The organism is Hydrogenophaga sp. OTU3427, from assembly GCF_038440225.1.
GTDB lineage: Bacteria > Pseudomonadota > Gammaproteobacteria > Burkholderiales > Burkholderiaceae_C > Hydrogenophaga.
The window spans coordinates 43,302-64,920 of the sequence record NZ_JASATI010000025.1 but is presented as its reverse complement, the minus strand read 5'-3'; the positions used below and the strand labels follow the sequence as shown (position 1 = coordinate 64,920).

Genomic DNA, 21,619 nt, shown 5'->3' with positions numbered 1-21,619 from the left:
GGCTGGGTCTCCCGCGGCGTCAACCCTTGCTGCCGTAGCGGTGCATCAGCGATTGCTGCGCCGAATGCATGGGCAGGGCCTTGCCCTTGCCGGTGCTGCCCGCCTGTGCGCGCACGTACTGGCCGTCGGACTGCAGCAGCCAGGCATCCCGCGTGTCGTGCAGGTAGGCGCTCAGGCACTCGTCGATGATGCGCTGGCGCAGGACCGGATCGGTCACCGGCCAGGCCAGCTCGATGCGGCGCAGCATGTTGCGGTTCATCCAGTCGGCGCTGGAGAGCCAGAGCTCCTCGCTGTCGCCAACCCGGAAATAGAACACCCGCGAGTGTTCGAGGAAACGGCCGATCACCGAGCGGATGCGCACGTTGTCGGTCACACCGGGCAGTTGGGCCGGCAGGATGCAGGCGCCGCGCACGATCAGGTCGATGGACACCCCTTGCTGCGAGGCCAGCGCCAGCGCGCGCGCCAGAGGCTCGTCGGTCAAGGCGTTCATCTTCACGATGATGCGGGCGTCGGTGCCCTTGGCCGCCTGCGCCGCGGCGGCCTCGATGCGCTCGACCATGGCCTTGTGCAGGTGGAACGGCGCGATCAGCACCTTGTGCAGCTTGGGCAGCCGGTTCTGGCTGGCCAGGTGCAGGAACACGTGGTCCAGGTCCTGGGTCAGGGCCTCGTCGGCGCTGAGGTAGCTCAGGTCCGTGTAGAGCCGGGCCGTGCCGGGGTTGTAGTTGCCGGTGGACAGGTGGGCATAGCGGCGCAGGCGGTTGCCCTCGCGCCGGGTGATGAGCAGCATCTTGGCGTGGGTCTTGAGCCCCACCACGCCGTAGACGACCTGCGCCCCCACGGACTCCAGGCCCTCGGCGTAGTCGATGTTGGCTTCCTCGTCGAAGCGCGCCTTCAGCTCCACCACCGCCGTGACCTCCTTGCCCCGTCGCACGGCCTCGCGCAGCAGGCCCATGAGTTCGGAGTTGGAGCCGGTGCGGTAGATGGTCTGCTTGATCGCCAGCACGTCGGGGTCGGCCACGGCCTCGCGCAGCAAGGCCAGTACGGCCTCGAAGCTCTCGTACGGCTGGTGGATCAGCACGTCGCCCTGCTGCATGCGTTCGAAGAAGGACTGGCCCGGCACCAGTTGCACCGGCCAACCTGGGGCATAACGCTCAAAGCGCAAGGCGGGAGCGTCGAGCAGGTCGATCAGCTGCGTCATGCGCACCAGGTTGACCGGGCCGTGCACCCGGTAGAGCGCCTGAGGCGGCAGCTCGAACTGCTGCAGCAGGAAGGAGGCCAGGAAATCCGAGCAGCCGGCCGACACCTCCAGCCGCAGGGCCTGGCCGTAATGGCGCTGCTGCAGGCCCTTGCGCAAGGCGGTGCGCAGGTTCTTGACCTCTTCCTCGTCCACCGCCAGATCGGAATGTCGGGTGACCCGGAACTGTGCGAATTCGGCCACCTGCCGACCCGGGAACAGGTCGGCCAGATGGGCCCGAACGACACTGGAGATGGACACGAAATGCGACTGCTTGGAACCCTTGGTGCCCGGCATCCGAAAGAAGCGCGGCAGCACACGCGGCACCTTGACGATGGCGATCTCGTTCTCGCGGCCAAAGGCGTCGCGCCCGGACAGGCGCACGATGAAGTTGAGCGACTTGTTGGCGACCTGCGGAAACGGGTGCGACGGGTCCAGCCCCACCGGCACCAGCAGCGGCTGCACCTCGCGCAGGAACAGCTCGCGCACCCAGCGGCGCTGGCGCGGGTTGCGTTCGCTGAAGGACACCAGCTTGACGCCACGCCGCTCCAGCTGCGGCAGCACCTCGTTGTTGTAGAGGGCGTACTGCTCGGCCACCAGCGCATGCACCCGCTCGCTGATCGCCTCGTAGGTGGCGGTGGTCGCCGGTCCCCGCTGTTCGTTGGCCTTGTAGGCGCTCAGGTGGGGCGCGGCCCGGACCTCGAAGAACTCGTCCAGGTTGGACGACACGATGCACAGGTAGCGCAGCCGCTCCAGCAGCGGCACCTCGGGCCGCCGGGCCCAGTCCATCACCCGCAGGTTGAACGCCAGGATGCTGTGGTCGCGGTCCAGGAAGGTGAGCTTGTGGTGAGGCGTCGGCGCGGCAGGGCTCATGGGAAGATCAATACCATCTCTGGACAAAAAAATCATTATTCGACCTGCATGTGACTTTTATGTGACAGTTCAACGACAGCTTGCGCCAGATCAAGCCCAAGCCCGGCGCTGGTGCCGGTGTGCACCAGCACCAAGTGCTGCAGGAACAGCTCGGTGGCGCGCGCCCAGCCGAAAGCCTGCGCCCGCGCGCGGGCGGCGCCGCGCGGCACGCGCAAGGCCTGGCGCCAGGCGACCGCCAGGTCGGGGTCCATGGCCCCGGCGCCGCTGTCGCCCAGCACCTGCAGCGGGCCATCGACCGGATAGGCCGCCACCGGAACGCCGCAAGCCATGGCTTCGAGCAGGACCAGGCCGAAGGTTTCGCTGCGGCTTGGAAAGACGAACACATCGGCCGCCGCGTACACACCCGCCAGCTCATGCCGGGGCAGCAAGCCCAGCCAGACCACCTGCGGGAAACGCGCCCGCAGGGAGGCCTCCAGCGGACCGACGCCACACACCACCTTGCTGCCGGGAATGTCCAGCGCCAGGAAGTCCGCGATGCCTTTCTCGTAGGACACCCGGCCCACATAGAGACTCAGGGGGCGCGGCAAGGCCCCCAGCGGCGCGCAGGGGGCGGGCCGCGCCGCGTAGGCAAAGAGCCGGGTGTCGACCCCGTGGGTCCAGGGCCTCAGGCGCTGGAAACCCCTTTGTTCCAACATCTCCAGCACGCCCTGGGTGGGCACCATCACGCCGCTGGAGGCGCGGTGGAAATGGCGGAACAAGGCGTAAGTCCAGCCCAGCGGCACCCGCAACGCGGCGTGCAGGATCTCGGGGAACTTGGTGTGGAAGGCGGTGGTGAAGGCCCAGCCACGGCGGCGGCATTCGCGGCGCGCGGCCCAGCCCAGCGGGCCCTCAGTGGCGATGTGCACCACGTCGGGCGCGGCATCCCCCAGGCGTTGGCGCAAGGCCCGGCCCGGGAACAGCGCCAGCGAAATGCCGGCGTAGCCCGGGCACGGCCAGGTGCGGAACAGGCCGGGGTGGATCACCTCGACCGTGTGCCCGCGCTCGCGCAGGCCGTCGGCCAGTTCCACCAGCGTGGTGACCACGCCGTTGACCTGGGGCATCCAGGCGTCGGTGACCAGCAGGATCTTCATGCGCCCGCCATGGCGTCGCGCGAGCGCACCGGGGCGCCACCGGCCCGCGGGGCCCAGTGCACCAGCTCCAGGCGACCGTCGGCGTGTTCGACCAGGGCGCTCAGGCTTTCCACCCAGTCGCCGTCGTTGCAGTACAAGGTGCCGTCGATGTGGCGCATCTCGGGCCGGTGGATGTGGCCGCAGACCACGCCATCGAGCCCGCGGCGGCGCGCCTCGGCGGCCACGGCGGCCTCGAACTGCGTCACGTAGTTGAGCGCCTGCTTGACCTTGTGCTTGAGGTACTGCGACAGCGACCAGTAAGGCAGCCCCAGGCGCGCGCGCAACGAGTTGAGGTGGCGGTTCAGGCGCAGCGTGAATTCGTAGAGGTTGTCGCCCACGTAAGCCAGCCATTTGGCGCACTGGATGACGCCGTCGAAGTGGTCGCCGTGGACCACCCACAGGCGGCGGCCGTCGGCGGTGGTGTGCACCGCCTCCTGCACCACGGCCACGCCGCCAAAGTGGTGGCCAGTGAAATGACGCGCGAACTCGTCGTGGTTGCCCGGCACGAAGACCACCCGGCAGCCCTTGCGGGCGCGCTTGAGCAGTTTCTGCACCACGTCGTTGTGGCTCTGGGGCCAGTACCAGCGGCGGCGCAGCTGCCAGCCATCGATTATGTCGCCCACCAGGTACAGCGTCTCGCTGGGGTGGTGCTTGAGGAAATCGAGCAGCGGCCCGGCCTGGCAGCCCGGCGTGCCCAGGTGCAGGTCGGAAATGAACACCGCGCGCAAGGGCGTTCTGGCGGGGCCGTCGGCATCGGCGTCGTCGGCCGTGTCGGGCCAGGGCGCGCCGACAGCGGCCCAGGGCGGGACAAGCGCCTGGAAGGCGTCCTGGCCGGCGCGCATCAGGCGCCCAGGAAATGCTTGCGATAACGCGCCGGAAGGTCCTGGATGCGCATCATCATGGGCAGGTCGGCGGCGTTGAAGTCGGGGTCCCAGGCCGGCGCGCCCAGCACCTTGGCGCCCAGGCGCAGGTAGCCCTTGATCAGCGCCGGCGGCTCCACATCGAGGCTGTCGTCGAGCTGCTCCACCGGCAGCGGCAACCTCGGGCGCACGTGGTATTCAATGGACGCCAGGTGGGTGGCGCGCACCTGGCGCCAGATGCTGGCCGCCGCATGGCCACCGCCCACGATACCGTGGGGGCCTTCGTGCTGCATGGGGATGCTGGCGCAGCCGATCATGGTGTCCAGCCGGTTGCGCACCATGAACTCGGCCAGCGCGCCCCACAAGGCCATGATGACGCCGCCGTGGCGGTGGTCGCGGTGCACGCAGCTGCGACCCAGCTCCACCATGCGTTCGCGCAGGCTGCGCAGGCGCGTGAGGTCGAATTCGGTGTCGCTGTACGTGCTGCCCACGCGCCGGGCCTGGGCCGGCGTGAGCACACGGTAGGTGCCCACCACCTGACCACGGGTGGTTTCGCGCACCAGCAGGTGTTCGCAGTAGTCGTCGAACAGGTCGACGTCGTGCCCCGGCAGCGTGCGCGGCAGGCGGGCACCCATTTCATCTGCAAAAACGCTGTGCCTCAGGCGCTGCGCTTCACGAACCTCGTCCAGATGGCGGGCCCACGAGACCTGGATGCCGGCAGCGGCGCGGACGGGCTGGGCGCCGGGAGCGAGTGCTTGCGCCGGATGAAGCAACCCCCGTGGCAGTTGCAGGGGCGACAGGTCCATGGTGGGGGTGGGCAGCTCTTTCATGGCGGGCTCCGTGGTGATGTGACTGGGTTTCTGTGGGATGCACCCATTCTTGAAAGCCCGCGTGACCCACACATGTCACAAGCATGAAATTCGCGTGACAACCGCAACTGCCGTGCCCACAGCACTTGCCACCTCGACATTATTTCAACTATCATTGAAATATGAAAATGTCCGAACAGCAGACCGTCATCGCCCTGGCCGCGCTCGCCCAGCCCCAGCGCCTGCGCGCCTTTCGCGCGCTGGTGGTGGCGGGCCCGGCCGGCCTGTCGGCCGGTGTGCTGGCCCAACAGCTCGACATCGCCCCCAGCGCGCTGAGTTTCCACCTCAAGGAACTGAGCCACGCAGGCCTGGTGGCCGGCACGGCACAAGGTCGCTTCATCATCTACCAGGCCCGTTTCAATCAGATGAATCAGTTGCTGGCCTATCTCAGCGAACACTGCTGCCAGGGCGAGGACTGCGGCACCACGGCCACCAGCGGCTGCGCGCGATGAACCTGGCCGACAGCCTCAACCTCGCCTGCGCCTGCCAGACGCTGGAGCCTGGACGGCTGCGCGAACAGCTGGAGCACAGCCCGGCCCTGGCCGGGTTGACGGCGCAGTTGGCCACCAGCCACCCGCACCTGTTTGCCAGCACCGCCGTGTTTCTGGACCAACGGACCTGCGCCGCCATCGGGCAGGCGGTGGCCAGCATTGAGCGTGCCATCGCCCTGCCCGCCTACCAGGACCACACGCTGGCGCAATCGCCCGCGATCGCACAACAGGCCTTCGGCCCGACCGGCGTGTTCATGGGCTGCGACTTCCACATCGACGCCGATGGCCCCCGCCTCATCGAGATCAACACCAACGCGGGCGGTGCCCTGCTCAACGCCGCGCTGGCACGGGCCCACCGTGCCTGCTGCGCCACCATGGACGCGAAGTTCGCCTCAGGCCCGGATGCCCGCGCCAGCGACGAAACCTTCATGGACATGTTCCGCAACGAATGGCAACTGCAGCGTGGCGGGGCGCCGCTGCGCAGCGTTCTGATCGTCGACGACCAGCCCGAAGCGCAGTTCCTCGCCCCCGAGTTCGCGCTGGCACGCGAGCTGTTCAGAGCCCACGGGCTGCGGGCCGAGGTGGCCGATGCCAGCACACTGGTGTGGCGCGACGGCGCCCTGTGGCACCCCGCCCTGCCCGCCGGCACCCCCGTGGACATGGTCTACAACCGGCTGACCGATTTCGACCTGTCCGAAGCCCGGCACGCAGCCTTGCGGCAGGCCTACCTGGGCAAGGCCGTGGTGCTCACACCCCACCCGCGCGCTCACGCCTTGTTCGCGGACAAGCGCAACCTCATCACCCTGAGCAATGACGCGCTGCTCGCACGCTGGGGGCTGTCGGCGACCGACCGCCAGCGGCTGCATCGGGTGGTACCCAACACCCAGGCCGTCACGCCAGACCGGGCCGATGCGCTGTGGGCGCAGCGCCGCGGCCTGTTCTTCAAACCCGCGCGGGGCTATGGCGCCAAGGCCGCCTACCGCGGCGACAAGCTGACACGCGGCGTCTGGCAGCACATCCTGGCCGACGGCGGCTTTGTCGCCCAGGCCCTGGTGCCGCCCAGCGAACGGCTGGTCCTGGTGGGCGACGAACTCAAGCGCCTCAAGCTCGATATCCGCGCCTACACCTACCAGGGCCACATCCAGCTGCTGGCCGCCCGCCTGTACGCCGGTCAGGCCACCAACATGCGCACCAACAGCGGTGGCTTCTCGCCCGTCATCGTCCTGCCCGCCTTGCCCGACACCCTCCCTGAACCCTGCCTCACCCCTTGACCATGACCGAACCCCGTCCCCTGAACGTGCTGTTCCTCTGCACCCACAACTCGGCCCGCAGCATCCTGGCCGAGGCCATGCTCAACCACCTGGGCGGCGCGCGTTTCCGTGCCCATTCGGCCGGCAGCAGCCCACGCCCCGGGCAACAGCCCCACCCCATGGCTATACAGGTCCTGCAGGCCGCCGGCGTCGCCACAGACGGCCTGCACAGCAAGAGCTGGGACCACTTCGCCGGCCCCGACGCGCCGCCCATGGACCTCATCATCACGGTGTGCGACAACGCCGCTGGCGAGGCCTGCCCCTTCTGGCCCGGCCACCCCGCCACCGCCCACTGGGGCTATGCCGACCCATCGGCGGTGGAAGGCAGCGAGGCCGTCCGCCTGGCCGCCTTTCGCCACACGCTGCACGAAGTCGGCCGGCGCATCGAGTTGTTCCTGAACCTGCCCAGCAGCCGGGTCGATCGCATGGTGCTGGAGGCACGGGCGCGCGAACTCGCCAACCAGCCATGAGCCACACCCCGTTGACCACAGGCCACCGCCTGTTTGCCGAGGGCCTGGGCACCTGCGCCCTGCTCTGCGCCGTGATCGGATCGGGCATCATGGCCGAGCGGCTCGCGGGCGGCAACCTGGCCCTGGCCTTGCTGGCCAACACGCTGGCCACGGTATTCGCGCTGTATGTGCTGATCGAACTGCTGGGGCCGGTCAGCGGCGCCCATTTCAACCCCGCGGTGAGCACCGTGCTGGCGGCCAGGGGCCAATTGCCCTGGCGCGTGCTGCCGGGGTATGTGGCGGTGCAGCTGCTGGGCGCGGTCGCCGGCGCCTGGCTGGCCCACGCCATGTTCGGCATGGAGCTGCTGCAATGGAGCGGCAAGCTGCGCGGTGGCTGGCACAACGAAGCGGCGGGCGGCGGACCCGGCCAGTGGCTGGCCGAAACGGTGGCCACGGCGGGACTGATCCTGGTGGTGCTGCGTGCGCCGTCCACGCGGGCCGCCGCGCTCGTGGCCAGTTACATCGGTGCCGCCTACTGGTTCACGGCCAGCACCTCGTTCGCCAACCCGGCGGCGGTGCTGGGGCGCATGTTCAGCGACAGCTTTGCCGGCATCGCGCCCGCCAGCGCGCCGGGTTTCGTGCTGGCCCAGGGCCTGGGCGCGGCACTGGGTGTCGGGCTGCACCGTGGGCTGGGGCGTTTCAGCCCAGCCACTTCTGCATGAACTGCGCCTGGCCCATGGCGGGGTCGAGCTGGTAGCCAGCGAAGCCGATGCGCTCGTAGAGCTTGCGCGCGCCCAGGTTGCCCGACAAGACCTCCAGCGTCAGCTTGCAAGCACCACGCTCGCGGGCGATCTGCTCGGCCAGGGCCAGCATCTGTTCGGCGATGCGCCGGCCCCGGTGGCTGGCCAGGACCGCCACGTCGTGTACGTTGACCAGCGGCTGGCAGGCGAAGGTCGAAAAACCCTCTATGCAGTTGACCAGGCCCACCGGCAACGCGCCGTCAAACGCCAGGATGCTGAAGGCCGTGGGTCGCGCGGCCAGCGAGGGCACCAGGTTCAGCTTGGCGAAATCGCTCAGCGGCTCCCCGCCACCGGCCGGATCGCTGGCGTAGGCGTCGAGCAGCCGCACCAGCGCGGCGGCATCGGCGGCGCTGGCGTAGTCGGCGCGCCGGACGGTGATGTACTGGCTCACGCCGACACCGCGTCGACCAGGCGCTGAGCGCAGGCCTGGGCCTGGGCGGCATCGCGCGCTTCCACCATCACGCGCAGCAGCGGCTCGGTGCCGCTGGCGCGGATCAGCACGCGGCCGTGGTCGCCAAGTTCAGCTTCCACAGCCCGCGTGGCCTGTTGCAAGGCCGGGTTGTTTTTCCAGTCCAGGCCGGGCGCGATGCGCACGTTGAGCAGGGTCTGCGGGAACAGCGTCAGGCCGGCCAGCAGCTCGGCCACCCCGCGGCCGCTGCGCACACAGGCCTGCAGCACCTGCAGCGCCGACACCAGGCCGTCGCCGGTGGTGTGCTGGTCCAGCACCAGCAGGTGGCCCGAGCCCTCGCCGCCCAGCAGCCAGCGCCGCGCCACCAGCTCTTCGAGCACGTAGCGGTCGCCCACCTTGGTGCGCACCAGGGGCACACCCTTGGCCTTGAGCGCAAGTTCCACCGCCATGTTGGTCATGAGCGTGCCCACCACGCCGGGCACGTGTTCGTCGCGCCCCAGGCGGTCGTCGGCCAGCAGGTAGAGCAGTTCGTCGCCGTTGAACAGGCGGCCTTGCGCATCCACGATCTGCAGGCGGTCGGCGTCGCCATCGAGCGCGATGCCCAGATCGGCGCCCCGGGCCCTGACCGTGTCCACCAGGGCCTGCGGGTGGGTGGCGCCCACGCCCTGGTTGATGTTGAGGCCATCGGGCGCGCAGCCGATGGCGATGACCTCGGCACCCAGCTCGTGGAACACCTTGGGGGCGATCTGGTAGGCCGCGCCGTGGGCGGCATCCACCACCAACTTGAGACCCTTGAGGCTGAGCTCCTTGTCGAAGGTGCTCTTGCAGAACTCGATGTAGCGACCGGCCGCGTCGTCCAGGCGGCGCGCCTTGCCCAGGGCGGCCGAATCGGCCCACACGGGCGGCTCGTCCAGCGCGGCCTCCACCGCCAGCTCCCATTCGTCGGGCAGCTTGGCACCTTGGGCGCTGAAGAACTTGATGCCGTTGTCGGCAAACGGGTTGTGGCTGGCGCTGATGACCACACCCAGGCTCGCGCGCTGGGCCCGCGTGAGGTAGGCCACGGCCGGCGTGGGCACGGGGCCCAGCAGCAGCACGTCGACGCCGGCGGAATTGAAGCCGGACTCCAGGGCCGATTCCAGCATGTAGCCGGAAATGCGGGTGTCCTTGCCGATCAGCACCACCGAGTGCGCCTCGGTGCGCTTGAGCACACGGCCCACGGCGTGGGCCAGCTTGAGAACGAAGTCGGGGGTGATGGGCGCCTGGCCGACGGTGCCTCGAATGCCGTCGGTGCCAAAGTACTTGCGTGTCATGGTTTTGATGTTCTGGTTTCCTCAACCTGGGATTATCGGCCCGCCATGGCCTGCCATACCCGCAGGGCGTCCACCGTTTCGCGCACGTCGTGCACCCGCACGATGTGGGCGCCCCGCTCCACCGCCAGCAGGGCGGCGGCCACGCTGGCGGCCACCCGCTCGGCCGGCACACCGCGCCCGGTGACGGCACCCAGCGAGGACTTGCGCGACCAGCCCACCAGCCAGGGCATGGCTTCGTCCAGCAGTTCGGCCTGGGCGGCCAGCAAGGCGAAGTTCTGTTCCACCGTCTTGCCAAAGCCGATGCCCACGTCCAGCGCGATGCGCTCGCGCGCCACGCCGGCGGCCGACAACGCGTCGGCGCGTTCGCGCAGGAAGGCGCGCACCTGGGCGAGCACGTCGCCCACCATGGGCGCCACCTGCATGGTTTGCGGCTCCAGGTGCATGTGCATGAGACAGACGCCACAGCTGGGGTGCCCTGCCACCACGGCCGCGCCGTCGCCCCGGCGCAGTGCCCAGACGTCGTTGATGATGTCGGCACCAGCGTCCAGCACCGCGCGCATGACCTCGGGCTTGTAGGTGTCCACCGACACCGGCACGCCCAGCGCCACGGCCCCCCGGACCACGGGCAGCACGCGGGCCAGTTCCTGGTCCAGCGACACGGGCGGCGCACCGGGCCGGGTCGACTCACCACCGATGTCGAGGAGGTGGGCGCCGTCCTTGAGCAACTGCTCGCAGTGCTGGAGGGCCGAGCGGGTATCGCTGTGCGATCCGCCATCAGAAAAGGAGTCGGGCGTGACGTTGACGATGCCCATCACCTGCGCTTGGGTCAGGTCGAGGCGGAAGCGGGAGGTTTGCCAGATCATGAATGAAAAACGGGGCCCATGAGCCCCGTTTGGTGTGGAAGCAGCCTCAAGCCGCGTTGGGTGCCGGATCGGTCGTGACCGCGCCCGGACCACCACTGCCACCACCACCCACGCTGGGGTTGCGCGGCACGAAGTCCTTGGGCGGACGCGGCGGCTTGCCGGCCATGATGTCGTCCAGCTGCTCGGTGTCGATGGTTTCCCATTCGAGCAGTGCCTTGGCCATGGCGTGCATCTTGTCGCTGTTCTCCTCGATCAGGTCGCGTGCCAGCTTGTACTGTTCGTCGATGATGCGGCGCACCTCGGCGTCGACCTTCTGCATGGTCTGCTCGCTGATGTTGGTGGTCTTGGTGACCGAGCGGCCCAGGAAGACCTCGCCTTCGTTCTCGGCGTAGACCATGGGCCCCAGGGCGTCGGTCATGCCGTAGCGCATGACCATGTCGCGGGCGATGTGGGTGGCGCGCTCGAAGTCGTTGCTGGCTCCGGTGGTCATCTGGTGCATGAACACCTCTTCGGCGATGCGGCCGCCGAACAGCATGCTGATCTGGTTGAGCATGTACTCGCGGTCGTAGCTGTAGCGGTCCTGCGCCGGCAGGCTCATGGTCACGCCCAGGGCGCGGCCACGCGGAATGATGGTGACCTTGTGCACCGGATCGCACTTGGGCAGCAGCTTGCCGATCAGGGCGTGGCCGGACTCGTGGTAGGCGGTGTTGCGGCGCTCTTCCTCGGGCATGACCATGCTCTTGCGCTCGGGGCCCATGAGGATCTTGTCCTTGGCCTTCTCGAAATCCTGCATCTCCACCGTGCGGCCGTTGCGGCGGGCGGCCATCAGGGCGGCCTCGTTGCACAGGTTGGCCAGGTCGGCACCGCTCATGCCGGGCGTGCCACGGGCGATCACCGAGGCGTTGACGTCGGTGCCCAGCGGCACCTTGCGCATGTGCACGTTGAGGATCTGCTCGCGGCCACGGATGTCGGGCAGCGTCACGTAGACCTGGCGGTCGAAGCGGCCCGGGCGCAGCAGCGCGGCGTCCAAGATGTCGGGGCGGTTGGTGGCGGCGACCACGATCACGCCGAGGTTGGTCTCGAAGCCGTCCATCTCGACCAGCATCTGGTTGAGGGTCTGCTCGCGTTCGTCGTTGCCACCGCCCAAGCCGGCGCCACGCTGGCGGCCGACGGCGTCGATTTCGTCGATGAAGATGATGCAGGGCGCGTTCTTCTTGGCGTTCTCGAACATGTCACGCACGCGGGCCGCGCCCACGCCGACGAACATTTCCACGAAGTCCGAACCCGAGATGCTGAAGAACGGCACCTTGGCCTCGCCCGCGATGGACTTGGCCAGCAGGGTCTTGCCGGTGCCTGGGGGGCCGACCAGCAGCAGGCCACGCGGGATGCGCCCGCCCAGTTTCTGGAATTTCTGCGGGTCCTTCAGGAAGTCCACGACTTCCTTGACCTCTTCCTTGGCTTCGTCGCAGCCGGCAACGTCGGCAAAGGTGACGGTGTTGGTGTTCTCGTCGAGCATGCGGGCCTTGCTCTTGCCGAAGCTGAAGGCGCCGCCCTTGCCGCCACCCTGCATCTGGCGCATGAAATACACCCAGACGCCGATCAGCAACAACATGGGGCCCCAGCTGACCAGCAGGGTCATGAGCAGCGAGCCCTCTTCGCGGGGGCGCACGTCGAACTTGACGTCGTTGGCGATCAGGTCGCCCACCAGGCCACGATCGAGATAGGTCGCGGTGGTGCGCACGCGGCGGTCGTCGGTGGTGACGGCGACGATTTCGGTGCCGCCCTGGCCTTCCTGGATGGTGGCGCTCTTGATGCGCTGGGCCTTCACTTCATCGAGAAACTCGGAGTACCCCATGTAGCCCGCACCAGCCGCGGCCCGGCCGTCGAACTGCTTGAAGACCGTGAAGAGCACCATGGCGATGACCATCCACACGGCGATTTTGGAGAACCAGGGGTTGTTCAAGAAAGGCTCCTGAGGCGAAAAACGTGCCAAGACACTTGACAGATGGGCCCATTTTAGGCTTTTCAAGTGGGCGAAAGCGAAATACCCGTCTTGTCCTTGGCGATCACGGGGACAGCCAGGGCGCTTATTTCAGACCCATGCCGACCAGAAAGGTCTCGGACGACTTGTCGCGGCTGGCCTTGGGCTTGACCGGTTTGACGACCTTGAAGCTGTCCCTGAACAGCTTGACCAGCTCGTCGTAGCCCGGTCCGTGGAAGAGTTTGACCACCAGCGCGCCGTCGGGCTTGAGGTGGCCGCGGGCGAAATCCACCGCCAGTTCGATCAGGTGGGCGATGCGCGCGCCGTCCGTCTGGGCGATGCCGGACAGGTTGGGCGCCATGTCGGACACCACCACATCCACCGGCTTTTCACCCAGCAAGTCGTTCAGCTGGGCCAGCAGCGCGTCCTCACGGAAATCGCCCTGGATGAAGTGCACGCCCTCGATGGCCTCCATGGGCAGGAGATCCAGCGCGACGATGCGGCCGTTGAGTTCGCCCACCGCCGCGCCCTGGGGCGAGAGTTTGCGCCGCAGGTACTGGCTCCAGGCGCCGGGGGCGGAACCGAGGTCGACCACGGTGTCGCCCGGGCGGATCAGGTGCAGCGTTTCATCGATCTCCTTGAGCTTATAGGCCGCCCGCGCACGGTAGCCGTCCTTTTTCGCCAATTTGACGTAAGGATCGTTGACGTGGTCGTTGAGCCAAGCCTTGTTGACCTTCTTGCTGTTTGTTTTGACTTTCACGGGGATAATTGTCCCATGCCTCAGATTCAACTCACCCCCGCCCAGCGCAAAGTTCACCGTGCCGACGCCCACCACCTCGATCCCGTGGTGCTGATCGGCGGCGACGGCCTCACCGCCGCCGTCCAGAAAGAAGTGGACGCCGCCCTCAAGGCGCACGGCCTGATCAAGGTACGGGTCTTCAACGACGACCGCGCCGCCCGTGAACAGATGTTCGCGACCCTGGCGGACGCGCTCGACGCCGCGCCCATCCAGCACATCGGCAAGCTGCTGGTGCTGTGGCGCCCGCTGCCCGAGAAGGAAAAGGTCTTCGACGAAGACCGCATGCGCGCGCCGCGCGACGTCAAGGTGCTGAAATACAGCAAGAAGGGCGGTCAGCGACCCGAGGTCAAGACCGTGCGCGTGCTGGGCAATGAGCGCCTGACCGCCGGCGGCAACATCAAGCGCATCCAGCCGAAACAGAAAAGCCTGAAAAAATCGCAACCCTGAAGCCGGGCCCGGTCCGGCCGGGCTTGAAATCCCGCTTTTCGCCCCACAAGCTCCGCGCATGACCACGTCTTCCAATCCCCTGCTCGATTTCGCCGACCTGCCGCTGTTTGACGCCATCCGCCCCGAACAGGTGGCACCGGCCATCGAGTCCTTGCTGGCCGAGGCCAACACCGCGCTGGAAACAGTCACCGCCGCCGACTTTCCCGCCCAGTGGACGGCCATCTCGCGGGTGCTGGACGTGGCCACCGAGCGCCTGGGACGGGCCTGGGGCGCCGTGAGCCACCTCAACAGCGTGGCCGACACACCCGAGCTGCGGACCGCCTACAACGCCGCCCTGCCCGCCGTCACCGAGTTCTGGACCCGCCTGGGTGCCGACGAGCGGCTCTACGCCAAATACAAGCAGATGGACCCGGCCCAGCTCACCTCCGAGCAGCGCCAGGCCCACAAGAACGCGATGCGGGCCTTTGTGCTGGGCGGTGCCGAGCTGCAGGGCGAGGCCAAACAGCGGTTTGCCGACATCCAGGAGCGCCAGGCCGAGCTGGGTCAGAAATTCAGCGAAAACGCGCTCGATGCCACCGACGCCTTCGCCTACTTCGCCGAGCCCGACGAACTGGACGGCGTGCCCGAGGACGTGAAAGCCGCCACCCGCGCCGCCGCCGAGGCCGAAGGCCAGGCCGGCCACAAGCTCACGCTCAAGCTGCCCTGCTACCTGCCGGTGATGCAGTTTGCCCGCAGCAGCGCGCTGCGCGAGCGCCTCTACCGCGCCTACGTCACCCGCGCCAGCGACCAGGCCGAGGGCGAGGCCGTCAAGTTCGACAACACGCCGCTGATGCAGGCGCTGCTGGCCCTGCGCCACGAAGAGGCGCAGCTGCTCGGCATCACCGACTTCGCCACCCTGTCGCTGGTGCCCAAGATGGCCGACTCGCCCGAGCAGGTCATCACCTTCCTGCGCGACCTGGCCCGCCAGGCCCGCCCCTTCGCCGAGCAAGACTTGGCCGACATGCGCGCCTTCGCCACCAGCGAGCTGGGCTTGAGCGACCCGCAGGCCTGGGACTGGCCCTACGTCGGCGAGAAACTCAAGGAAGCGCGCTACGCCTTCAGCGAGCAGGAGGTCAAGCCCTACTTCACCGCGCCCAAGGTGCTGGCCGGCCTGTTCAAGATCGTCGAAACCCTGTTCGACGTCGCCATCCGCGCCGACCGTGCGCCGGTCTGGCACCCCAAGGTCGAGTTCTTCCGCATCGAGCGCGCCGGTCAGCTGTTGGGCCAGTTCTACCTCGACCCCGGCGCCCGCACCGGCAAACGCGGTGGCGCCTGGATGGACGACGTGCGCGCCCGCTGGCTGCGGCCCGACACCGGCGCCCTGCAGACCCCGGTGGCCCACCTGGTGTGCAACTTCGCCGAAGGCGTGAACGGCCAGCCTCCGCTGCTGACCCACGACGACGTCATCACCCTGTTCCACGAGTTCGGCCACGGACTGCACCACCTGCTGACCCAGGTGAACGAACGCGACGTGTCGGGCATCAGCGGCGTCGAGTGGGATGCGGTCGAGCTGCCCAGCCAGTTCATGGAAAACTTCTGCTGGGAATGGGACGTGCTGCGCCACATGACCGCACACGTGGACGCCGGCGAGCCGCTGCCGCGCGCGCTCTACGACAAGATGCTGGCGGCCAAGAACTTCCAGAGCGGCCTGCAGACGCTGCGCCAGATCGAGTTCTCGCTGTTCGACATGCTGCTGCACCAGGGTCAGGCCCCGGGCGGAGACGTGCTGGCCCTGCTGCGCCAGGTGCGCGAGGAAGTGGCCGTGCTGCAGCCGCCGGCCTACAGCCGCACGCCCCACACTTTCAGCCACATCTTCGCCGGCGGCTACGCGGCCGGCTACTACAGCTACAAGTGGGCCGAGGTGCTGAGCGCCGACGCCTATGCCGCCTTCGAGGAAGCCGGCAACCCGCTGGACCCGGCCATGGGCCGGCGCTACCGCGAAGCCATCCTGGAGGCCGGCGGCAGCCGCCCGGCCATGGAATCCTTCAAGGCTTTCCGGGGTCGCGAACCGCAGCTGGACGCGCTGCTGCGCCATCAGGGCATGGCCGTCGCGGCCTGAGGCCCCGCCCGTTCTGCAACGGAGATGCCCGTGTTCGCCGCCCGCCTTCACCCCATCGGACTGACCGCCCTGCTGGTGCTGGCCGGCGCCGCGCAGGCCCAGGGTGTGCAGCGCACCGTGGGCCCAGACGGCCGGGTAACCTACTCCGACCGCGTGGGCGGCAGCGTGCCGGCGCCCCAGGCCGCCGCGCCCGCCACTGGCGCCACGGCCTCTAGCGCCCTGGACACCGCGGCCCTGCCCTACACCTTGCGGCCAGTGGTGTTGCGCTACCCGGTCACGCTGTACACACGCGACGCCTGCGCCTCCTGTGTCAGCGCGCGCGAACTGCTGCTCAAGCGCGGCGTGCCCTTTGTCGAAAAAACCGTGGCCACGCCTGAAGACGCCCAGGCCTTTGCCCGCCTGGGGGCCGAGAACGTGCTACCGCTCATGACCATTGGCCGCCAGCGCGTGAGTGGCTTCCGGGACAGCGAGATCACCCAGTACCTCGACGCGGCCGGTTACCCGGGCCAGTCGCAACTGCCGCGCAACCACCGCAACCCGCCGGCCACGCCCCTGGCGGCGCCGCAGAACGGCGGCGCGACGGGCAGCGAGCCGGCGGCGCCCGCCCTGGACCTGCCGCAGCCTCCGTCGCGGCCCGTGGCGCCTGCGGCCACGCCGCCCGCCAACCCGGCCGGCATCCGCTTCTGACGGGCCACCCTCAGTAGTTCAGCGTCACCACGCCGGTGGCCGTGCCCAGCAGGCACACATGCGCCTTCTGGTGCGCGAACACGCCCACCGTCACCACGCCCGGCCACTGGTTGACCTCGGACTCGAAGGCCAGCGGCTCGGTGATGCGCAGCCCGCGCACGTCCAGGATGTGCTGTCCGTTGTCGGTCACCAGCGGCTGCCCGTCCTTCAGGCGCAGCGTGGCCGTGCCGCCCAGCACGGCAAACTGGCGCGTGATGCGCGCGCTGGCCATGGGGATCACCTCCACCGGCAGTGGGAACGCACCCAGGGCCTCGACCCGCTTCGACTCGTCGGCGATGCACACGAAGCGGCGCGATTGCGCCGCCACGATCTTCTCGCGTGTGAGCGCCGCGCCACCGCCCTTGATCATGTGGCCACGGCCGTCGATTTCATCGGCGCCGTCCACATAGACCGCCAGCTCGCCCACCGCGTTGGCGTCGAACACCGGGATGCCCAGCGCCAGCAGGCGCGCGGTGGAGGCCTCCGAGCTGGACACCGCGCCGCGGATCTGGTCCTTCATCGTCGCCAGGGCGTCGATGAACTTGTTGACGGTGGAGCCGGTGCCCACGCCAATGATTTCGCCGGCCACCACATGCTGCAGCGCGGCCTGCCCGACCAGGGTTTTGAGTTCGTCTTGGGTCATTTGAGAGAATCGCAGGAGTTTCTCTTCAGATTATCCAATGTCCCTCATCCCCTACGGCCTGGCCCGTCCCTTTCTGTTTGGCCTCGACCCCGAAGCCGCCCACGAGCTGACCATGGAATCGCTGGCACGTACCCAGCGCACACCGCTGACCTGCCTGTTCGGCAGCAGCCGCGTCAGCGACCCGGTCACCCTGGCCGGCCTCAACTTCCCCAACCGCGTCGGCATGGCCGCCGGGCTCGACAAGAACGCCCGCGTGATCGACGCGCTGGGCGCCATGGGTTTCGGCTTCGTCGAGGTCGGCACCGTCACCCCGCTGGGCCAGCCGGGCAATCCCAAGCCACGCATGTTCCGCCTGCCGCAGGCCAAGGCCCTGATCAACCGCCTGGGCTTCAACAACGAAGGCCTGGACAGCTTCATCACCAACGTGCAGCAGGCCCGCTTCCGGCAGAACGGCGGGCTGCTGGGTCTGAACATCGGCAAGAACGCCGCCACCCCCATCGAGCAGGCCACCGACGACTACCTGACCTGCCTGGACGGCGTCTACCCTCACGCCGACTACGTGACCGTCAACATCTCCAGCCCCAACACCAAGAACCTGCGCGCGCTGCAAAGTGACGAGGCGCTGGATGGGCTGCTGTCGGCCGTGGCCGTGCGGCGCGAGCGTCTGGCCCAGCAATACCGCCGCCGCGTGCCGGTGTTCGTGAAGATCGCGCCCGACCTCGACGCCGCCCAGATCGACGTGATCGCCGCCACGTTGCTGCGCCATGGCATGGACGGCGTGGTCGCCACCAACACCACGCTGTCGCGCGCGTCCGTCAAGGGCCTTCCCCACTGCGACGAAGCCGGCGGCCTGTCGGGCGCGCCGGTGTTTGAGGCCAGCAACGCCGTCATCCGCCAGCTTCGCGCCCAGCTGGGCAAGGGCTACCCCATCATCGGCGTGGGCGGCATCATGAGCGGTGCCGATGCGGTCGCGAAGATCGAGGCTGGCGCCGACGTCGTGCAGATCTACACCGGCCTGATCTACCAGGGGCCGGGTCTGGTGCAGGAAGCCGCCAAGGCCCTCAAGGCAGCTCGCCAGACGGGCCGCTGAGCCGGCGGGTCAGAGCGTCAGGACCACATTGCCCGGGACGCCCGCCTCCACGGCCTCGTGGGCGGCGGCGATCTGGTCGAGCGTGAAACGCTGGCCGATGTGCTGACGCAGGCGGCCCGCGCGCAGCAGCGCGTCCAGCTCCGCCAGGCAGGCCACGCGGTCCTCGGGCAGCAGGTCGTAGACCAGGAAAAAGCTCAGCCTGAGCGAACCCCACAGCAGCGCGCGAAAGCTCACCGGCACGTCGCCCGCGTCGTTGGAGCCGTAGCACACCAGCTGCCCATGCGGGCGCAGCACGCCGTGTGGCAGGAGCGCCGCCGTGCCGGAAAAATCCATGTCGATCAGCACGTCGGCGCCCTGGCCGGCCGTGAGATCCTTCACGCGCGCGGCCACGTCGTCGTGCTTGTAGTCGATCACTTCCTGCGCACCGGCGGCGCGTGCGTGGGCCTGCCGTTGTGCGCTGCCCGCGGTGGCAATCACCTGCGCGCCGCGCGCCACCGCCAGCTGGGTCACGCAGTGCCCGACGGCGTTGCCCGCGCCCGTCACCAGCACGCGGCGCCCTCGCACGTCGCCCGCCAGGCGCAGCGCCTGCACGGCGGTCAGCGCGGGGATGCCCAGGCAGGCGCCGGCCTCGAAGTCCACGCCCTCGGGCAGCGCCACGGCCTGGGCCTGCGGCAGCACGATGCGTTCGGCCGCCGTGCCCATGGGGCGCTGCCACTGGCCGTTCCAGACCCACACCCGCTCGCCCACCCGCTGGGCCGGCACGCCAGCGCCCACCGCGTCGATGACGCCAGCGCCATCGCTGTGGGGCACCACACGCTCCCAAGCCAGCGGCCGCCCACGGCGCGACTTGACATCCGACGGATTCACGCCCGAGGTCGCGAGGCGCACCCGCACCTCGCCCGGGCCGGGCACGGGATCGGGCAGATCGCCCACCTCGAGCACCTCGCGTGCCTCACCGTTGTGTGTGTACCAGGCGGCTCTCATGGGGTTTCTCCTTGGATGTTGGCACCTTGAACGGGGTGGCGCATCAAGGCGGCGCGGTCGCTCATTCCAGCTCCAGCAAGTGGGCCACATGTTCGCCGATGGCCAGCGCGCTGGTCAGGCCCGGCGATTCGATGCCGAACAGGTTGACCAGGCCGGGCACGCCATGCACCTGGGGGCCGTCGATGCGGAAATCGGGTGCGGCTTCGCCGGGTCCGTGGATCTTGGGACGCACGCCGCTGTAGCTGGGCTGGAGCGCACCATCGGCCAGCGCCGGCCAGTAGCGCCGCACCTCGGCGTAGAAGCCGTCGGCGCGGTGGGCATCCACCGTGAAATCGATGGCCAGCGGGTCCTGTGCCGCCGGCAGCCATTCGAGGTCGGGGCCGAACTTGGCCTGCCCGCCCAGGTCCAGCGTGAGGTGCACGCCCAGCCACGCATCCTGCGGCGCCGGGTAGACCAGGTGGGAGAACGGGGCCTTGCCGGCGAGCGAGAAATAACTGCCTTTGGCGTAGCGTTCGGTGGGCACATGGCGCGGGGCCAGGCCATCCAGGCCACGGGCCACCGCGCACGCGTGCAGGCCGGCGGCGTTGACGACGGTGCGCGCCCGCAACCACGTGGATTCGCCACCGCTGCGCACCTCCAGCAGGAAGCCCTGGTCACGCACCACGCCCCGCGCCACGCCGGAGGCCAAGGCAACCGCGCCGCCGGCCGCCTCCAGGTCGCCCTGCAGGGCCAGCATCAGGCCGTGGCTGTCCACGATGCCGGTGCTGGGCGACAACAGGGCGGCCTGCGCATGCAGCGCAGGCTCCAGCGCCCGAACCTCGGCGCCGTCGAGCCACGACACCGGCACCCCGTTGGCCAGGGCCCGGGCCTCGATCTGCTTCAGACCGGCCAGCTGCGCCTCGTCGGTGGCCACCACCAGCTTGCCGCAGCGGCGGTGCTGGACACCATGGCTGGCGCAGAATGCGTAGAGCAGTTCCTTGCCGCGCACACACAGTCGGGCCTTGAGCGATCCGGGCGTGTAGTAGAGCCCGGCGTGGATGACCTCGCTGTTGCGCGAGCTGACCCCGGTGCCGATGGCGGGCTCGCGCTCCAGCACCATCACCTCGCGCCCGGCCTGCGCCAGCGCGCGCGCCACCGCCAGGCCGACCACGCCCGCCCCGATCACGACCACGTCCACCGCGTCGGCGGAAGACACATCCGAAATGTCTGCTGTTGTCATGCGCCCATTGTGGCGCAGGACCGCCGCCCGCTCAGGTGGGGAAAGCCTTGAGCACCCAGAGCAGGCCGCTGAGGGTGAAGAAGGACACCACCGTGGCCACCAGCAGGGATGCCGCCGCGATGGCCTGGTGGCCGTGGCGCTGTGCCAGGATGGTGTAGATGCCCATCATGGGCATGGCCGCCATCAGCAGCGCGCCGGTGCGCAGTTCGGCGCTCAGCGGCGGCAGGCCCATCCAGGGCAAGCCGGCCACGGCGGCCAGCACCAGCAACGGGTGCAGCACCAGTTTGCCGAAGACGATCTGCGCCACCTGGCGGCGCAGGCCCCGGACCTGCAGGCCCACCAGCGTGCCACCGATGACAAACAGCGACAGCGCCGTGCTGGCGCTGGCGAAGAGGTTGACGGTGCGCGCCACCGGCCCCGGCAGCTGCCAGCCCAGCAGGGTGAACAGCAGACCGAGCACGATACACGCGATCATCGGGTTGGTGGCCAAGCCCTTGGCGGTCTGGCGCAGCGTGTGCCACAGGTTGGCGTGGGCCTGCCCTTCGCTGTCGCCGACGGCCAGCAGCAGCGGGATCTTGAACAGGTTCTCGACCAGCATGTTGAGCGCCAGCACCACGCCGGCGATGGGCCCCATGGTCAGCATCAGCACCGGGTAGCCGACGTAGCCGGAATTGCTGCAGCACATGCCCATGGCCACCGTGGCGCTGGCGCTGCGGCTGTGTCCACCCACCCGGCGGGCGAACCACAGCGCACCCAACAGCAGGCTCACCGAACCCAGGGCGTAGGCCACCAGGTAGCTGGGGTTGAGCACCTCGCCCAGCGAGCGCGAGGCAATGGCATTGAACAGCAGGGCCGGCAGCGCGAACTGGACCACGAAGCGCCCCAAGACCCGCAGGTCGGCCGGGGCGAACCAACCCCGCCACACGCTGACGTAGCCCAGCACGATGCACAGGTAGATGGGGCCGGTGATGGCCAGGATGTCGAGCATGAAAAGC

21 protein-coding genes are annotated in these 21,619 nt (G+C 68.9%); 8 read left to right on the top strand and 13 right to left on the bottom strand.

The window, feature by feature from the left end; genetic code table 11:
• Positions 1–19 precede the first annotated feature (19 nt).
• From ppk1 to AAHB17_RS15160, 4 genes are read right to left on the bottom strand one after another with little or no spacing between them, the layout of a single operon-like run.
• A complete protein-coding gene (gene ppk1 / locus AAHB17_RS15175) occupies positions 20–2,107 on the bottom strand; it encodes a polyphosphate kinase 1 (protein WP_342131470.1) in 2,088 nt (695 codons plus the stop codon).
• A 35-nt stretch (positions 2,108–2,142) separates the two neighbouring features.
• Entirely contained in the window at positions 2,143–3,237 is a 1,095-nt protein-coding gene (locus tag AAHB17_RS15170) for a glycosyltransferase family 4 protein (RefSeq protein ID WP_342131469.1), read from the bottom strand.
• On the bottom strand, positions 3,234–4,118 hold the full coding sequence (locus tag AAHB17_RS15165; RefSeq protein WP_342131468.1) for a UDP-2,3-diacylglucosamine diphosphatase: 885 nt from the start codon (positions 4,116–4,118) through the stop codon (positions 3,234–3,236). Before AAHB17_RS15165 ends, AAHB17_RS15170 begins: the two co-directional genes overlap by 4 nt.
• Complete coding sequence (locus AAHB17_RS15160; protein WP_342131467.1) at positions 4,118–4,966, bottom strand: GNAT family N-acetyltransferase; 849 nt, start codon at positions 4,964–4,966, stop codon at positions 4,118–4,120. Before AAHB17_RS15160 ends, AAHB17_RS15165 begins: the two co-directional genes overlap by 1 nt.
• Before the next feature lie 167 nt (positions 4,967–5,133).
• Here AAHB17_RS15160 and AAHB17_RS15155 point away from each other — a divergent pair, with 167 nt between their 5' ends.
• Genes AAHB17_RS15155 through AAHB17_RS15140 form a run of 4 tightly spaced genes read left to right on the top strand, consistent with a single transcriptional unit; the run spans position 5,134 to position 7,977 of the window.
• Positions 5,134–5,457: an ArsR/SmtB family transcription factor gene (locus tag AAHB17_RS15155; protein WP_342131484.1), complete on the top strand. Its 324-nt coding sequence runs from the start codon at positions 5,134–5,136 to the stop codon at positions 5,455–5,457.
• Positions 5,454–6,767: a hypothetical protein gene (locus AAHB17_RS15150; protein WP_342131466.1), complete on the top strand. Its 1,314-nt coding sequence runs from the start codon at positions 5,454–5,456 to the stop codon at positions 6,765–6,767. Before AAHB17_RS15155 ends, AAHB17_RS15150 begins: the two co-directional genes overlap by 4 nt.
• A gap of 2 nt (positions 6,768–6,769) precedes the next feature.
• Positions 6,770–7,276 carry an arsenate reductase ArsC gene (locus AAHB17_RS15145; protein WP_342131465.1) on the top strand — a complete coding sequence of 169 codons (507 nt, stop codon included), beginning with the start codon at positions 6,770–6,772 and terminating at the stop codon, positions 7,274–7,276.
• Positions 7,273–7,977 (top strand): MIP/aquaporin family protein, encoded by a 705-nt coding sequence (locus AAHB17_RS15140; RefSeq protein WP_342131464.1) that lies wholly within the window; start codon positions 7,273–7,275, stop codon positions 7,975–7,977. Before AAHB17_RS15145 ends, AAHB17_RS15140 begins: the two co-directional genes overlap by 4 nt.
• Here AAHB17_RS15140 and AAHB17_RS15135 read toward each other — a convergent pair.
• The 5 genes from AAHB17_RS15135 to AAHB17_RS15115 form a co-directional block, all read right to left on the bottom strand.
• On the bottom strand, positions 7,955–8,446 hold the full coding sequence (locus AAHB17_RS15135) for a GNAT family N-acetyltransferase (protein WP_342131463.1): 492 nt from the start codon (positions 8,444–8,446) through the stop codon (positions 7,955–7,957). The genes AAHB17_RS15140 and AAHB17_RS15135 overlap by 23 nt on opposite strands.
• Complete coding sequence (gene glmM / locus AAHB17_RS15130) at positions 8,443–9,774, bottom strand: phosphoglucosamine mutase (protein ID WP_342131462.1); 1,332 nt, start codon at positions 9,772–9,774, stop codon at positions 8,443–8,445. Before glmM ends, AAHB17_RS15135 begins: the two co-directional genes overlap by 4 nt.
• A gap of 32 nt (positions 9,775–9,806) precedes the next feature.
• Complete coding sequence (gene folP / locus AAHB17_RS15125; RefSeq protein WP_342131461.1) at positions 9,807–10,637, bottom strand: dihydropteroate synthase; 831 nt, start codon at positions 10,635–10,637, stop codon at positions 9,807–9,809.
• A 46-nt stretch (positions 10,638–10,683) separates the two neighbouring features.
• Positions 10,684–12,600, bottom strand: coding sequence for an ATP-dependent zinc metalloprotease FtsH (gene ftsH, locus AAHB17_RS15120; RefSeq protein ID WP_342131460.1), 1,917 nt, complete (start codon positions 12,598–12,600; stop codon positions 10,684–10,686).
• A gap of 124 nt (positions 12,601–12,724) precedes the next feature.
• Entirely contained in the window at positions 12,725–13,378 is a 654-nt protein-coding gene (locus AAHB17_RS15115; RefSeq protein ID WP_342131459.1) for an RlmE family RNA methyltransferase, read from the bottom strand.
• Between the two features lie 15 nt (positions 13,379–13,393).
• Here AAHB17_RS15115 and AAHB17_RS15110 point away from each other — a divergent pair, with 15 nt between their 5' ends.
• From AAHB17_RS15110 to AAHB17_RS15100, 3 genes are read left to right on the top strand one after another with little or no spacing between them, the layout of a single operon-like run.
• Complete coding sequence (locus AAHB17_RS15110) at positions 13,394–13,864, top strand: YhbY family RNA-binding protein (protein WP_342131458.1); 471 nt, start codon at positions 13,394–13,396, stop codon at positions 13,862–13,864.
• A 58-nt stretch (positions 13,865–13,922) separates the two neighbouring features.
• Positions 13,923–15,962 (top strand): M3 family metallopeptidase, encoded by a 2,040-nt coding sequence (locus tag AAHB17_RS15105; RefSeq protein WP_342131457.1) that lies wholly within the window; start codon positions 13,923–13,925, stop codon positions 15,960–15,962.
• Positions 15,963–15,986: 24 nt separating this feature from the next.
• Positions 15,987–16,649, top strand: a complete 663-nt coding sequence (locus AAHB17_RS15100; RefSeq protein ID WP_446719607.1) for a glutaredoxin family protein — start codon at positions 15,987–15,989, stop codon at positions 16,647–16,649.
• 10 nt (positions 16,650–16,659) lie between these two features.
• Here AAHB17_RS15100 and rpiA read toward each other — a convergent pair whose 3' ends face one another.
• The gene (gene rpiA / locus AAHB17_RS15095; protein WP_342131455.1) at positions 16,660–17,331 is read right to left on the bottom strand and encodes a ribose-5-phosphate isomerase RpiA; all 672 of its coding nucleotides are present in this window, start codon (positions 17,329–17,331) and stop codon (positions 16,660–16,662) included.
• A gap of 37 nt (positions 17,332–17,368) precedes the next feature.
• On the opposite strand from rpiA, the gene AAHB17_RS15090 reads away from it, so the two are divergent.
• Positions 17,369–18,421: a quinone-dependent dihydroorotate dehydrogenase gene (locus AAHB17_RS15090; RefSeq protein WP_342131454.1), complete on the top strand. Its 1,053-nt coding sequence runs from the start codon at positions 17,369–17,371 to the stop codon at positions 18,419–18,421.
• A gap of 9 nt (positions 18,422–18,430) precedes the next feature.
• On the opposite strand, the gene AAHB17_RS15085 is transcribed toward AAHB17_RS15090, so the two are convergent.
• From AAHB17_RS15085 to AAHB17_RS15075, 3 genes are all read right to left on the bottom strand, one after another.
• A complete protein-coding gene (locus tag AAHB17_RS15085; RefSeq protein WP_342131453.1) occupies positions 18,431–19,405 on the bottom strand; it encodes an NADPH:quinone reductase in 975 nt (324 codons plus the stop codon).
• A 61-nt stretch (positions 19,406–19,466) separates the two neighbouring features.
• Positions 19,467–20,624, bottom strand: coding sequence for an NAD(P)/FAD-dependent oxidoreductase (locus tag AAHB17_RS15080; RefSeq protein ID WP_446719606.1), 1,158 nt, complete (start codon positions 20,622–20,624; stop codon positions 19,467–19,469).
• A gap of 31 nt (positions 20,625–20,655) precedes the next feature.
• Positions 20,656–21,612 carry an AEC family transporter gene (locus tag AAHB17_RS15075; protein WP_342131452.1) on the bottom strand — a complete coding sequence of 319 codons (957 nt, stop codon included), beginning with the start codon at positions 21,610–21,612 and terminating at the stop codon, positions 20,656–20,658.
• Positions 21,613–21,619: the final 7 nt, after the last annotated feature.